This is a genomic window from Pseudoalteromonas luteoviolacea CPMOR-1, assembly GCF_001625685.1.
Lineage (GTDB): Bacteria > Pseudomonadota > Gammaproteobacteria > Enterobacterales > Alteromonadaceae > Pseudoalteromonas > Pseudoalteromonas luteoviolacea_K.
Window position 1 is genome coordinate 103,506 of the sequence record NZ_AUYC01000018.1, and the last position, 14,132, is coordinate 117,637.

At 42.3% G+C, this 14,132-nt stretch carries 14 protein-coding genes; all 14 read left to right on the top strand.

Features of this window, described 5'->3' with window-relative positions; genetic code table 11:
* Nucleotides 1-96 precede the first annotated feature (96 nt).
* The 14 genes from tsf (at nucleotide 97) to rnhB (ending at nucleotide 14,131) form a co-directional block, all read left to right on the top strand.
* Entirely contained in the window at nucleotides 97-948 is an 852-nt protein-coding gene (gene tsf, locus N473_RS06560) for a translation elongation factor Ts (RefSeq protein ID WP_063362922.1), read from the top strand.
* Between the two features lie 141 nt (nucleotides 949-1,089).
* On the top strand, nucleotides 1,090-1,830 hold the full coding sequence (gene pyrH / locus N473_RS06565; RefSeq protein ID WP_023401852.1) for a UMP kinase: 741 nt from the start codon (nucleotides 1,090-1,092) through the stop codon (nucleotides 1,828-1,830).
* Nucleotides 1,831-1,931: 101 nt separating this feature from the next.
* Nucleotides 1,932-2,489 carry a ribosome recycling factor gene (gene frr, locus N473_RS06570; protein ID WP_039609416.1) on the top strand — a complete coding sequence of 186 codons (558 nt, stop codon included), beginning with the start codon at nucleotides 1,932-1,934 and terminating at the stop codon, nucleotides 2,487-2,489.
* Nucleotides 2,490-2,721: 232 nt separating this feature from the next.
* Nucleotides 2,722-3,495: an isoprenyl transferase gene (locus N473_RS06575; RefSeq protein ID WP_063367211.1), complete on the top strand. Its 774-nt coding sequence runs from the start codon at nucleotides 2,722-2,724 to the stop codon at nucleotides 3,493-3,495.
* A gap of 11 nt (nucleotides 3,496-3,506) precedes the next feature.
* Nucleotides 3,507-4,373 (top strand): phosphatidate cytidylyltransferase, encoded by an 867-nt coding sequence (locus N473_RS06580; RefSeq protein ID WP_063367212.1) that lies wholly within the window; start codon nucleotides 3,507-3,509, stop codon nucleotides 4,371-4,373.
* 11 nt (nucleotides 4,374-4,384) lie between these two features.
* Complete coding sequence (ispC, locus tag N473_RS06585; protein ID WP_063367299.1) at nucleotides 4,385-5,578, top strand: 1-deoxy-D-xylulose-5-phosphate reductoisomerase; 1,194 nt, start codon at nucleotides 4,385-4,387, stop codon at nucleotides 5,576-5,578.
* The gene (gene rseP, locus N473_RS06590; protein ID WP_063367213.1) at nucleotides 5,578-6,930 is read left to right on the top strand and encodes a sigma E protease regulator RseP; all 1,353 of its coding nucleotides are present in this window, start codon (nucleotides 5,578-5,580) and stop codon (nucleotides 6,928-6,930) included. The genes ispC and rseP overlap by 1 nt, the downstream gene beginning before the upstream one ends.
* A gap of 72 nt (nucleotides 6,931-7,002) precedes the next feature.
* Complete coding sequence (gene bamA / locus N473_RS06595) at nucleotides 7,003-9,474, top strand: outer membrane protein assembly factor BamA (protein ID WP_063367214.1); 2,472 nt, start codon at nucleotides 7,003-7,005, stop codon at nucleotides 9,472-9,474.
* A 10-nt stretch (nucleotides 9,475-9,484) separates the two neighbouring features.
* Nucleotides 9,485-10,003, top strand: a complete 519-nt coding sequence (locus tag N473_RS06600) for an OmpH family outer membrane protein (protein WP_039609411.1) — start codon at nucleotides 9,485-9,487, stop codon at nucleotides 10,001-10,003.
* Nucleotides 10,003-11,043 (top strand): UDP-3-O-(3-hydroxymyristoyl)glucosamine N-acyltransferase, encoded by a 1,041-nt coding sequence (lpxD, locus tag N473_RS06605; protein ID WP_063367215.1) that lies wholly within the window; start codon nucleotides 10,003-10,005, stop codon nucleotides 11,041-11,043. The genes N473_RS06600 and lpxD overlap by 1 nt, the downstream gene beginning before the upstream one ends.
* A gap of 11 nt (nucleotides 11,044-11,054) precedes the next feature.
* The gene (gene fabZ / locus N473_RS06610; RefSeq protein WP_039609409.1) at nucleotides 11,055-11,507 is read left to right on the top strand and encodes a 3-hydroxyacyl-ACP dehydratase FabZ; all 453 of its coding nucleotides are present in this window, start codon (nucleotides 11,055-11,057) and stop codon (nucleotides 11,505-11,507) included.
* Nucleotides 11,508-11,509: 2 nt separating this feature from the next.
* Nucleotides 11,510-12,280: an acyl-ACP--UDP-N-acetylglucosamine O-acyltransferase gene (gene lpxA / locus N473_RS06615; RefSeq protein ID WP_039609408.1), complete on the top strand. Its 771-nt coding sequence runs from the start codon at nucleotides 11,510-11,512 to the stop codon at nucleotides 12,278-12,280.
* Between the two features lie 113 nt (nucleotides 12,281-12,393).
* Entirely contained in the window at nucleotides 12,394-13,548 is a 1,155-nt protein-coding gene (gene lpxB / locus N473_RS06620; protein ID WP_063367216.1) for a lipid-A-disaccharide synthase, read from the top strand.
* Nucleotides 13,538-14,131 carry a ribonuclease HII gene (gene rnhB / locus N473_RS06625; protein WP_063367217.1) on the top strand — a complete coding sequence of 198 codons (594 nt, stop codon included), beginning with the start codon at nucleotides 13,538-13,540 and terminating at the stop codon, nucleotides 14,129-14,131. Before lpxB ends, rnhB begins: the two co-directional genes overlap by 11 nt.
* Nucleotide 14,132 lies beyond the last annotated feature (1 nt).

The window sequence follows — 14,132 nt, forward strand, 5'->3', positions numbered from 1 at the left end:
CATCAAGTCTTCATCCAATTGTGATGAAGACTTGATATTCTTTACAAGCGGTAATTCGCTTATCAAAAAACCGAATTCAGAATTGAGGATATTCTAATGGCTGTAACTGCTGCCCTAGTTAAAGAACTTCGCGAGCGTACTGGCGCTGGCATGATGGATTGTAAAAAAGCACTAACTGAAACTAACGGTGACATCGATCTAGCGATCGAGAACATGCGTAAAAGTGGTGCTGCTAAAGCTGCTAAGAAAGCGGGTAACATCGCTGCAGAAGGTACAATCCTTATCAAGCAAGGCGAAGGTTTCGCTGCACTTCTTGAAGTTAACTGTCAAACTGACTTCGTTGCTAAAGACGAAAACTTCCTAGGTTTTGCTAACACTGTTCTTGACGACGCTGTTGCTACTAAGGCAACAATTGCTGACCTTCAAGCTAAGTTCGAAGAAACACGTGTTGCTCTAGTTGCTAAAATCGGTGAAAACATCAACGTTCGTCGCGTTGAGTACATCGATGGCGACAAGCTATCTGCATACCGTCACGGCGACCGTATCGGTGTTGTTGTAACTGGTGATGCTGACGAAGAAACACTTAAGCACGTTGCAATGCACGTTGCTGCTTCTAAGCCTGACTTCCTGAAGCCAGAAGACGTACCAGCTGACGTTGTTGAAAAAGAAAAAGCGGTTCAAGTTGAAATCGCTATGAACGAAGGCAAGCCTGCTGAAATCGCAGAAAAAATGGTTATTGGTCGTATGAAGAAGTTCACTGGTGAGATCTCTCTTACTGGTCAAGCTTTCATCATGGAGCCTAAGAAGTCTGTTGGTGAGTACCTTAAAGAGAAAGGCGCTACTGTTTCTTCATTCATTCGCCTAGAAGTAGGTGAAGGTATCGAGAAGAAAGAAGAAGACTTCGCTGCTGAAGTTGCTGCTCAAATCGCAGCTGCAAAAGGCGAATAATCGCAATAGAATAATCTTATTGACATAAAAGTGTTGATTTGCTTTTGCGTCAATGAAGAAAATTCTCTAAAATAACCGCGCATTTATGTCTATCATAAGCGCGGTTATTTTTTGTCTCAATTTTAACTTGGCCCGGAAATTATGACTATCAATCGAAAACCTGTTTTTAGACGCGTTCTTCTTAAATTAAGCGGTGAAGCTTTAATGGGAGATGAAGGCTTTGGTATTGATCCAAAAGTATTGGATCGTATGGCTCAAGAGATCAAAGAGCTTGTAGAACTCGACGTAGAAGTGGGTTTGGTTATCGGCGGCGGTAACTTTTTACGCGGTGGTTCATTAGCAGAAGCGGGTATGAACCGTGTTGTTGGTGATCACATGGGTATGTTAGCGACAGTGATGAATGGTTTGGCAATGCGTGATGCACTTCATAGAGCATTCGTAAATGCCCGTTTGATGTCAGCTATTCCACTTAATGGCGTGTGTGATGCCTATAATTGGGCTGAGGCAATTAGCTTGTTAAAATCAGGCCGTGTTGTTATCTTTTCAGCAGGTACTGGTAACCCATTCTTTACAACTGATTCAGCAGCATGTTTACGCGGTATTGAAATTGAAGCTGATACAGTAATTAAAGCAACCAAAGTAGATGGCGTTTACAGTGATGATCCTGTTAAAAACCCAGAAGCTACTTTGTATAGTCAGCTTACGCATGACGAAATTATTGATAAAGAGCTCAAAGTAATGGATTTAGCTGCATTCACTTTGGCCCGTGACCACAATATGCCACTGAGCGTATTTAACATGAACAAGCCAGGTGCATTGAAGCGTGTTATCATGGGTGAAGATGAAGGCACCTTGATCACGTCAAAAAAAGCGGCAGAATAAATAGCAATTGAGAATGGGGCTTGAGGCCCCATTCTTATAGAATAACCCAACCTTTTGGCACGCATTGCTGAGGTTGGAACAGTAAAAATAGGATTGCAACTGTGATTAATGATATCCAAAAAGACGCTCAAGAGCGCATGAAAAAAAGTGTGGCGGCATTAGCAAGCCAACTTTCTAAAATTCGTACAGGCCGTGCACACCCAGCACTACTTGATGGTATTTCAGTATCTTACTATGGTGCTGACACGCCTTTAAACCAGGTTGCAAACGTGACAGTAGAAGACTCACGTACATTGGCTATTAATGTTTTTGATAAGTCATTAGCGCAAGCTGTAGAAAAAGCGATCATGGCTTCAGACTTAGGTCTTAACCCAATGTCAGCTGGTACCGTTATCCGCGTACCTCTACCTCCACTTACAGAAGAACGTCGTAAAGACTTAATCAAAATCGTACGTGGTGAAGTTGAAGGTGGTCGTGTTGCAGTTCGTAACATTCGTCGTGATGCAAACGGTGACATTAAATCACTGTTAAAAGATAAAGAGATTTCTGAAGATGAAGCGCGTCAAGCAGAAGATCAAATTCAAAAGATCACTGATGCACACATCAAAGAGATGGATACACAATTAAGTGCAAAAGAAGCAGAGTTAATGGAAATTTAATTTCTATTACTCTGATTTTTTTGACCAAAAAGCCGCGTTATCGCGGCTTTTTGTTGTTTCAAGCACAGTAAAATACGCACCATAAATTATAGTTTGCTGTATTTACACACATTTTAAAATTTAGTATGAAAATCAAGCGTTTTGTCTTAAGTTTTAAGATAAAGAATTTTATTAGGTTTGCAGCGATGACTGCGCTATACTAGGCGGCGTTTTTTTTATTTAAAATAGTACTATGGTTTTAAACGCTGACGCGATTTCTCAACAATCACTACCTAAGCATGTTGCCATAATTATGGATGGCAACGGACGATGGGCTCAAGCCCGTAAGCGTCCGAGAGCTTATGGTCATAAAAAAGGTGTCGACTCTGTTCGCAGCGCTGTACAGTTTTGCTCAAAATTAGGTATTGAGTCTTTGACTCTGTTTGCATTTAGCAGTGAAAACTGGCGTCGACCTGAAGACGAAGTCAGTACCTTGATGGAATTATTCCTTTTTGTCTTAAGTAAAGAAGTAAAAAAGTTACATAAAAATAATGTAAAACTAAACATAATTGGGGATATATCAAAGTTTCCTACAAGTTTGCAGGATAAAGTTCATGATGCCCATGCATTAACTGGACAAAATACTGGGTTGCAGTTGAATATCGCCGCAAACTATGGTGGTCGTTGGGATATTGTCAATGCTGCTCAAACGCTTGCAGAAAAAGTTCAAAGCGGTGAGTTAGGTGTTAATGATATTACAGAAGATGCGCTGACAAATAACATGTCAATGTCAGACCAAAGCCCGCTTGATTTACTCATTCGTACAGGCGGTGATTATCGGATCAGTAACTTTTTGCTATGGCAAGCTGCGTACGCAGAATTATATTTCACAGAAACTCTTTGGCCTGATTTTAACGAAGAGGCTTTCTCAGAGGCAATCGCTTGCTATATTTCTAGAGAGAGGCGCTTTGGTTGCACAGGTGAACAAATAAAACAACTACTCGCCGAGAGCAATACAACAAGTTAAAGGTATTCAGTTTGTTAAAACAACGTATTATGACGTCGGCTGTGCTTGCACCGCTGGCGCTGATTTTAGTATTTTACACGCCGCTAAACTTGTTTAGCGTTATTGCAGCATCAATCGTACTGCTAGGAGCCTGGGAGTGGGCCTCTTTAATGGGGATCTCAAAACCGTTGTACCGTTTGGCATATGTTGCAGTAACTGGTGTATTTATTGCTACTTTACACTTCCATTGGCCTATAGAGAGCCTTTGGCAGTCTGGTAAATTGGTGGCAGATGCAAATTACGTCTTTACGCTCGCAGCCGCTTGGTGGATTGTGGCCACTTTACTGGTGACACGTTATCCAAAAATGGCAAAGTCATGGAGTCAGGGCATCGTGATGCCAGCGATCGCAGGCTTTTTAACTCTCATACCTTTATGGCTTGCTTTAAATGTACTTCGAAGTGCAGACTATCATGCATCAGAGCAATTTGGCTCGGTACTTATCATGGTGGTTCTTGGGATTGTATGGAGTGCTGATATCGGTGCGTATTTTGCGGGGAAAAATTTAGGTAAAAGAAAACTAATGCCCAATGTGAGCCCTAATAAAACAATCGAAGGACTCATTGGTGGATTGATCACAGCGGTCGTGTTTGTATTGATTTTTTGCTACTGCTCCGATGTTGAACATAAACATTGGTTAATGTACGGCTTGTTAACCGTGGTGATTGCATTGTTTTCGGCGATTGGTGATTTGCTTGAAAGCATGTTTAAGCGTGAAGCTGGATTAAAAGATTCAGGCAGCTGTTTACCCGGACATGGTGGTATATTAGATCGTATTGATAGTTTGACGGCAGCTGCGCCAATGTTTGCCCTGTTTTATGCTTGGACGGTCACACTATGAGTACAGCTGTAATGCCTGCTCAGCAGGTGGTTATTCTCGGCTCAAGTGGTTCTATTGGTACGTCAACTCTAGATGTAATTAGCCGTAACTCAGCGCGATATAGTGTGTTTGCTTTGGTTGCAGGTAAGAATGTTGACGCTGTATATCAACAAGTTATTGAGCATAAACCGAAATATGTCGTGATGAACGACGAAGACGCTGCAAAAGCGCTAAGCGTACGACTGAGTGGCGTCGCGACTGAAATCATGAGCGGTACTCGCGCAATGTGTGAAGTCGCATCACATGATGATGTTGATGTTGTAATGTCTGCGATTGTTGGTGCAGCAGGTTTGTTGCCAACTTTGGCTGCGGTTGAATCCGGAAAAAAAGTCTTACTTGCCAATAAAGAATCTTTGGTGATGTCCGGTAAATTATTTATGGACAAAGTCAAAAAACATGGCGCGACTTTATTGCCCATAGACAGCGAACATAATGCGATTTTCCAGTGTATGCCGCGTGAGATGCAACAGGGGAAGACCACGGACTTTTCACCTCTAGGTATCCACAAAATATTGCTTACAGGCTCAGGTGGTCCTTTCTTAAATCGTGATATCCAGACTTTGTCTCAAGTGACGGTCGCAGAAGCTGTAGCACACCCAAACTGGTCTATGGGCCAGAAAATCTCTGTTGATTCAGCAACAATGATGAATAAAGGGTTAGAGTTTATTGAGGCAAAGTGGCTGTTTGATTGTCAGGCCGACGATATTGAAGTTGTTATCCACCCACAGAGTATGATCCATTCAATGGTTCAGTATCAAGATGGCTCTGTGATCGCACAAATGGGGCAGCCAGATATGCGCACCCCCATCGCGTATGGTTTGGCTTATCCTGATCGCATTGATGCAGGTGTTCAACCGCTCGACTTTTCACGCATGAAAGACTTTACATTCACTGAGCCAGATTATAAGCGCTATCCAAATCTTAAGTTAGCCATTGAGGCTTGCCGTTTAGGGCAAGCTGCAACAACGACACTGAATGCTGCCAATGAAATATCAGTTGCTGCATTTTTACAGGGAAAGATTGGTTTTATGGATATTTTTAAAGTGAACGAACAAGTACTTTCTAATAGTGTATTAGGTGAGTTAGACACCATGGAAGAAATTATTGATATGGATGCTCAAGCGCGTCGATTAGCTCAAGAGCTTGTGTTAAGGCAGGTCGGTTAATGTTTGATTTTTTCTGGAATCTGGGTTCTTTTATTGTCGCACTGAGTATATTGGTAGCGGTTCATGAGTATGGACATTTTTGGGTTGCCAGAAAATCCGGCGTGAAGGTTTTACGCTTTTCGATTGGGTTTGGAAAGCCGTTATTTACTTGGTATGACAAGTTGGGTACAGAGTACGCGATCTCTGCGATCCCACTTGGTGGTTATGTCAGAATGCTTGATTCACGGGTCGATGATGTATCAGAGCAAGATAAACTTCTGACGCTTAATAGTAAATCGGTTTATGCTCGTATGGCGGTTGCTGCGGCAGGGCCGATAGCAAATTTCTTATTCGCGATTCTCGCATTAGCCATAATGTATATTGTGGGCGTTCAAAACGTTAAACCCGTCGTTGGTTCTATTGCATCTGATTCAATCGCTTTTCATGCGGGTATGCAATCTGGTGATCAGATAACTCGGATTGGTGATGACGAAGTGGCGTCTTGGCAAGAAGTTAACTTTGCAGTCATGTCTGGTTTAGGTGAGAAAAGACTAGACGTTAGGGTAACAGATGAGCGTGGGCAAATTGCCATAAGAACGCTGGATGTTGAAGGGTGGAAGCTAGATAAGCGCGACGTTGCACCTTTGACATCTATTGGCATTACACCGTATAGACCTGATATTACGACCGAACTAGCCCTTGTTGCTGAGGGCTCTGCAGCCGCACGCGCCAATATGCAAGCAGGTGATAAAATCGTATCATTTAACCAACAGAACATCTCCAGTTGGACACAATTTGTAGAGCTAGTTCAACTTGCACCTAACAAGCAAAGTGTCATTACGGTGTTGAGAAATGACAGTACAATTACCTTGAATATCACACCAGATGCAAGAGAGACATCGCAAGGGACGACAATAGGCTACTTGGGCGTTGTACCGAAACAGAAAAGTTGGCCGCCAGGGTACATTGAGACTAGACAGTACGGTGTATTCGATAGTATCTTGCTTGGCGTTCAGAAAACCTATGCCCTTACAATGTTGAGCTTCGAGATGATAGGTAATCTGATCACGGGGCAAGTATCTGTAAAAAATATCAGTGGACCTGTTGGTATTGCAGTTGGGGCTGGAGACAGTGTTAGTTATGGATTAATTGCTTTTTTAAGCTTCTTAGCATTAATTAGCGTCAACTTGGGGGTTTTCAACCTTTTACCGCTGCCCATGTTGGATGGTGGACATTTGATGTATTACTTAATTGAACTAATTCGAAAAAAACCGGTCTCTGAAAAGACACAAGAGTTAGGTTATAAGCTGGGAGCAATGATGTTACTGGCATTGACCTGTTTTGCACTGTTTAATGATGTATCGAGGCTCTAGGCTCTTAGAATAAGGGCGATAGCGCACGTGGCGTTTAGTTCGCCGTAAGCTGTAAAGGATAAAGATAAAAAAATGCCTATAAAAAAACATTTAGCTGTAACGAGTTTACTTGGCGCTAGTTTTGCCGCTCTAGGGCAAAACTCCTTTATCGTAGAAGATTTAAAAGTTGAAGGGTTACAACGTGTTGCACTTGGTGCAGCGTTAACTCATATACCAATTAACGTTGGCGATGAAGTTGATAATTATACGGTTTCTAAAACCATCAAAGCGCTTTTTTCGTCAGGGCACTTCGATGATATTTCTGCTTACCGTGATGGCAATCAAATTGTTTTTAAAGTAAAAGAACGACCTACGATTGCGTCTATTGAATTTGATGGCAATAAAGACATCAAAGATGAACAGCTTCAAGAGAGCTTAGACGGTAAAGATATCCGCACCGGTGAAACGCTAGACAGAACGGTCATTGATGGTATTGAAAAAGGCTTAATTGAGTTCTTTCACAGTATCGGTAAATACAACGCTAAAATTGAAGTAAGCATTGTTGAGTTGCCACGCAACCGAGTCAAACTAAAATTTGAGTTTGATGAAGGAGACGCGGCATCTGTTCGTCAAATTAACTTAGTTGGTAACGAACTTTTCTCCGACGAACAGTTATTGCGCCTTGTAGAGTCACAACAAGACTTACCATGGTGGAAGTTCCTTTCAAGCGACCGTTATCAAAAGCAAACAATTGAAGGTGACCTAGAGAAGATTCGAAGTTACTACTTGGACAGAGGCTACCTTAGGTTCAATATTGATTCGACTCAAGTATCGGTGAGCCCGGAGCGTGAGTCTGTTTATGTTACTGCGAATATCTCCGAGGGTGAAAAATACACGGTTAAAGGCTTTGACTTTATCGGTGATTTATTAGGTCGCGAAGACCTCATTAGAAGCGTGATCCCTTTAAAATCTGGTGAACTGTACAATGGTTCTTTGGTGACTTCATCAGAAGAATTTATTAAGAGCTATTTAGCGCGTTTTGGTTATGCCAATGCTGAAGTGCGAACTATTCCTGATATTGACGATGAGAATAAAGAAGTACAGTTAACGTTGTCAGTTGACCCTGGGAAGCGTGTTTATGTACGCCGTATCTTGGTTAATGGTAACCAGAGCACTGCTGATCATGTTGTACGAAGAGAAATGACGCAGCTTGAGGGCGCTTGGTTGTCAAACCAAAGCCTTGAGCGTTCTAAATTACAAATTCAACGTTTACCTTACATGGAAACGGTTGATTTTGAAGTTAAACCTATCCCGGGTGTTGATGACCAGGTTGATGTTGATTTCAATGTTAAAGAGCAACCTGCAGGGAGTTTCCAAGCTGGTGTGGCATATGGTTCATATGCGGGTCTGCAGTTTAATGTTGGTGTGAGTGAGTCAAACTTTTTAGGTTCTGGTAACCAAGTTGCGTTTAACATTAACACGTCAAAAGCGTCAACCCGTTACAGTGTGTCATACACAGATCCATACTTTACGCCAGATGGTATCTCTCAAGGTAGTAGCATCTTCTTTAGTAAATTTGATGGCTCAGAGATCGGCTTGATTGATTACGACTCTCGTAGTTATGGTATTGGTACCCACTTTGGTATTCCAATTAACCCTGTTAACCGCTTGAACTTTAGTTTCCGATGGGTTGAAGAAGCACTTGACAGAATTGCCGATTACGAACAAACACGCGTACTTCGATTAACTTTCCAGGACCCAAATGATCCAGAAGGTGGCTATGATTTCACCAAGTATGAATTAGGGTTTGGTTGGTCACGTATTACGGTAAACCGTGGTATGTTCCCGACAGATGGTTCTCGTCAAACTGCTAATTTCAATATCACGACGCCTAACTCGGATCTAAACTACTTTAAATTAAGTTATGACTCGCGTTTTTACTGGCCAGTGAGCAACGATCATCGCTGGGTATTCTCAACGAGGGCATCACTTGCGTATGGTAACGGCTATGGTGAAGAAAATGGCTTCGATCAAGTGCTACCATTCCAAGAGTTCTATCGTATTACAGAAATGGAACTAAGAGGCTTTGAGAGAAATACAATCTTACCGCTAGCGGTTCAGCGCGCTCCTCAATCAGTGCCTAGTACATGTCTACCAGATGGTACCGAATGTGGCGCAATTGGTGGTGACCCTGCTTTTGATGAATTACGACCTCTTGGTCGAATCGGTGGTAATGCCAAAGCGGTATTTGGTGCGGAAATGATTGTACCAACCCCGTTTTTAGATGAAGAAAACACCAGCTCGGTACGAACTAGCTTCTTTATCGATGCTGCAAACGTTTGGGACACTGAGTTTGACGTAGACCGCTACTCAAACTTACCAGAGTATCAATATAATCAACTATCAGATTTCTCTGACCCAAGTCGCTTTAGGGTTTCTACAGGTATGTCTATTCAATGGATTTCACCTATGGGACCAATGTTAATTAGTTTTGCGTATCCACTGAAGAAAGAAGAAGACGATGACACTAAGAACATCAGCTTCAACATCAGTAATACATTCTAAGGAGTTTATTGTGAAAAAGATTTTTAAAACCTCTGCTATGGGTATCCTAGCTGCTCTACTAATGGGTAACTCTATCAACGCATTCGCGCATAAAGTGGGTATTGTTGATATGCAGACTGTTTATCAACAATTGCCGCAGATGGCTAAAATTGAGCAAACACTGAAAAGTGAATTTTCGGAGCGTCGTCAAGAACTTGAAAAACTACAAGGTGACATCCGTTTTGAAGCTGAAAAGTTCAAGCGCGAAAGTGCAACTATGAGCGAAGATCAAAAAACAGCACTACGTGACAAAATTCAAGGTATGCAAAAAACACTGGCTGAGAAAGGTCGTCCGCTTGAGCAAGAAATTAAACAGCGTCAAAACCAAGAGCTAGCTAAAGTACAAAAAATGATCTTGGATGCTATTGAAAGTGTTGCTAAAAAAGGAAAGTTTGACGAAGTTAGATTAAAAGAAACGACAATCTACTTCAACCCTGATAAAGTTAGCGATCTGTCGGATGATATTGTTGAAGCAGTTAGCAAAAAGTAATGACTAAACACTATACGTTGTCGCAACTGGCTGATCATTTGGGGGCCGAGATTGAAGGTAACCCAGATCAGCCAATTGTAAAAATTGCCACTTTATTGAATGCGAGTGATCAAGAGATTGCATTCTTGGCAAATAAAAAATATCGCAGCCAGCTTGATTCAACCCAAGCTGGCGCTGTTATATTATCAGCGGATGATGCGGAATTTTTTTCGGGTAACAAATTAATTTGTGATAACCCTTATGTGGCGTATGCCAAGCTTGCCCAGTACATGGATACTACCCCCAGTGCTGCCAGCTCAATTCACAGTACAGCCGTTATTGACCAAAGTGCTCACTTGGGTGAAAACGTAAAAATTGCAGCCAATGCTGTTATTGAAGCGGGTGCTGTTATTGGTGACAACGTTGAAATTGGCGCTGGGTGTTTTATTGGTAAACATGCACGCATTGGCACAGGCACTAAGCTATGGGCAAATGTGACAATTTATCACGAAGTTGAGATTGGCGAGCATTGTTTGTTCCAATCAGGAAGTGTGATTGGCAGTGACGGCTTTGGTTATGCAAATGAATCTGGAGAGTGGGTTAAAATTCCACAAATTGGTACTGTCATTATTGGTAACCGAGTGGAAGTTGGCGCATGTACGTCTATCGACCGAGGTGCAATAGACAACACTGTGATCCACGATAATGTGATTCTAGATAACCAAATTCAAATTGCACATAATGTTGAAATTGGATACGGCACAGCCATTGCCGGGTGTTCGGTGTTAGCTGGTAGTGTTAAAATTGGAAAGTATTGTCAACTCGGCGGTATGGTGGCTGTCAATGGTCACAATGAGGTGTGTGACGGCGTCGTAATTACTGGTATGAGTATGGTGACAAAAGGTATTTCTAAGCCAGGTATTTACTCTTCAGGTATGCCTCATACTACCAATAAAGAGTGGCGTAAAAACATTGCTCATTTACGTAATCTTTCCGATTTTAAAGCGCGTATTAAAGCACTTGAGAGTCTCACCGAGCAGTTAAACCAGACGGATAAATAAAAGGTACTATTTTGGCCAACGAATTAAACAGCTTTGATATTCAAGAAATCTTGAAGTTACTTCCTCACCGTTACCCTATGCTATTAGTGGATAAGGTGATTGATCATAAGCCTGGTGAATATTTACATGCTGTGAAAAATGTCACAGCGAATGAGCCCATTTTTACTGGGCATTTTCCAGATCAGCCAATTTTCCCGGGTGTAATGATCTTGGAAGCACTTGCTCAAGCAACCGGCCTACTTGGCTTTAAAACGGTCGAGAATCGCAGTGAGAATGAGCTATACTTGTTTGCAGCCATTGACAATGCAAGGTTTAAGCAGCCAGTTGTTCCTGGCGATACGATGCATTTACACGTACAGTTCGTTAAAGAGCGTCGCAACATTTGGAAATTTTCAGGTGAAGCGAAGGTAGACGGCAATGTTGTATGTAGTGCAGAAATAATGTGTGCTAGAAGAGAGTTTTAAGCGTGATCCATCCTACCGCAATTATTGAGCCAGGCGCTAAATTAGGAAACAACGTCTCAGTCGGACCATACAGTTATATCGGTAATGATGTGATTATCGGTGATGATTGTAAGATAGAGTCTCATGTCGTTATTAAAGGACCAAGCGAAATTGGCTCTGGTAACCACATATTTCAGTTCGCGTCAGTAGGCGAGGCCTGTCAAGATAAAAAGTACAAGGATGAACCGACCAAACTGATTATTGGTGACAACAACGTGATCAGAGAGTGTGCCACAATTCACCGCGGCACCATTCAAGATCAAGGTGTTACCATTATTGGTAGTAACAATTTATTCATGGCATATACCCACGTTGCACACGACGCTGTAATTGGCAATAACGTGATTTTTGCTAATAATGCGAGTGTCGCTGGCCACGTACATGTTGGAGACTGGGTTATCCTTGCAGGTAACTCTGGTGTGCATCAGTTCTGTAAAGTGGGTTCGCATGCATTCGTTGGCATGTACTCAGGCGTGAATCAAGACGTCCCTCCGTTTGTAACAACGACGGGAACTCCTGCAAGACCGGTTGCGATTAATACCGAAGGGTTAAAGCGCCGTGGTTTTGAATCTGATGAAATTATGGCAACTCGTAGAGCATATAAAACACTCTTCCGTAAAGGCCTTAAGTTAGATGAAGCAGTAGCCGCTTTGCAAGATGAAGCAAAGCAGTTTCCTGCAGTTCAGCAGATGCTTGATTTTATCGCGACATCAGAGCGTGGATTGGTACGCTAACAAAATCTGGCTCTTTGCTTTGTATATCGTATTTTTTCGAATAACAAAGAGCGGGTTCTGATATAATAACGCCATACTTAGTATGGCGTTTTTTATTTTCTAGAAGAACAAAAATGGCAAACGAAAAATCAATTACTGTTGGGATTGTCGCAGGTGAGTTATCTGGCGATATTCTTGGCGCAGGTCTTATTAAAGCGTTAAAAAAGCGCTTTCCAAATGCCCAATTTGTTGGCATCGCGGGCCCTAAAATGCAAGCCGAAGGCTGTAAGAGCTTATTTGATATGGAAGAGCTTGCAGTGATGGGACTTGTGGAAGTATTAGGCCGACTGCCACGATTACTTAAAATTCGAAAAGAGTTGGTCAATTACTTTATTCAAAATCCACCTGATGTATTTATCGGCGTTGATGCGCCTGATTTTAACTTGCGTGTTGAAAAACCACTGAAAGCGGCGGGTATAAAAACCATTCAATATGTGAGTCCATCCGTTTGGGCTTGGCGGCCAAAGCGCATTCATACCATCGCTGAGGCAACAAACTTGGTTTTATCTTTGTTGCCATTCGAAAAGGCGTTTTATGATAAGTATGAGGTGCCATGTACGTTTGTCGGTCATACCCTTGCAGATGAAATTCCATTAGAGTCAGACACCTTAGCAGCCAGAAAAGAGATTGGATTAAAAGAATCAGACACGGTATTGGCGTTGTTGCCTGGTAGTCGTGGCTCTGAGGTTGGCTTATTGAGTGAAACATATTTACAAACTGCAAAGCAATTAGTGGACAAAATCCCTGATCTTAAAATTGTAGTACCTTTGGTCAATGAAAAGCGTCAAAAACAGTTCACGCAAATTTTGGATAAAATTGCGCCAGAACTGAGACCAATCATGTTGGACGGTAAGTCTTCACTGGCGATGACGGCGGCAGATGCAGTGCTGTTGGCTTCAGGCACCGCGACGCTAGAAGCCATGTTGTACAAAAAACCCATGGTGGTAGGTTATCGTCTTAAAACCTTGAGCTATAAAATATTTAGCACATTCTTCACTTTTAATATTAAGCATTTTTCATTGCCTAATTTGTTGGCTGATGCGCCTTTGGTTGCTGAGTTTTTGCAAGAAGATTGTAACCCAGACGCATTAACTGATGCACTTTTACCCCTACTAAGAGGGGATAATTCAGCGTTGATAGAACGTTTTTACGAAATACACAAAGATATTCGCTTGAATGCCAGCGAACAGGCAGCCATTGCCGTTGCGGAGGTAATAGATGCAAATTGAGCGCCCAAACGTTAACCATATAGCTGGTGTTGATGAGGTTGGTCGAGGCCCGCTTGTGGGGGATGTAGTCACTGCAGCGGTTATTTTGGACCCAGCTAAGCCAATTGAAGGGTTAACTGACTCAAAAAAGCTGTCTGAGAAAAAGCGTAATGCTCTGGCGGAAGAAATTAAAGAGAAAGCCCTGTGCTACTGTATTGCTCGCGCGTCGGTTGAAGAAATCGATGAGCTAAATATTTTGCACGCTACTATGCTGGCAATGAAGCGCGCGGTTGAAGGTTTATCAATTCCTGCTGAATTTGTTTTTATTGATGGTAATCGTGTGCCTGATATTGCAGTCCCTGCACAAGCGGTGGTGAAAGGCGATAGCTTAGTCGCTGAAATCAGTGCCGCATCAATTTTAGCTAAAGTCACACGTGATAATGAAATGATTGAGTTAGATGCACAGTATCCTGAATTCGGTTTTGCGGGCCACAAGGGGTATCCGACTAAGGCGCACTTCGAAGCCCTTGCACAACATGGCATTACCCCTTATCACCGTAAGAGCTTTAAGCCAGTACAAAAAATTATCGCGGAGCAGTCGTAAC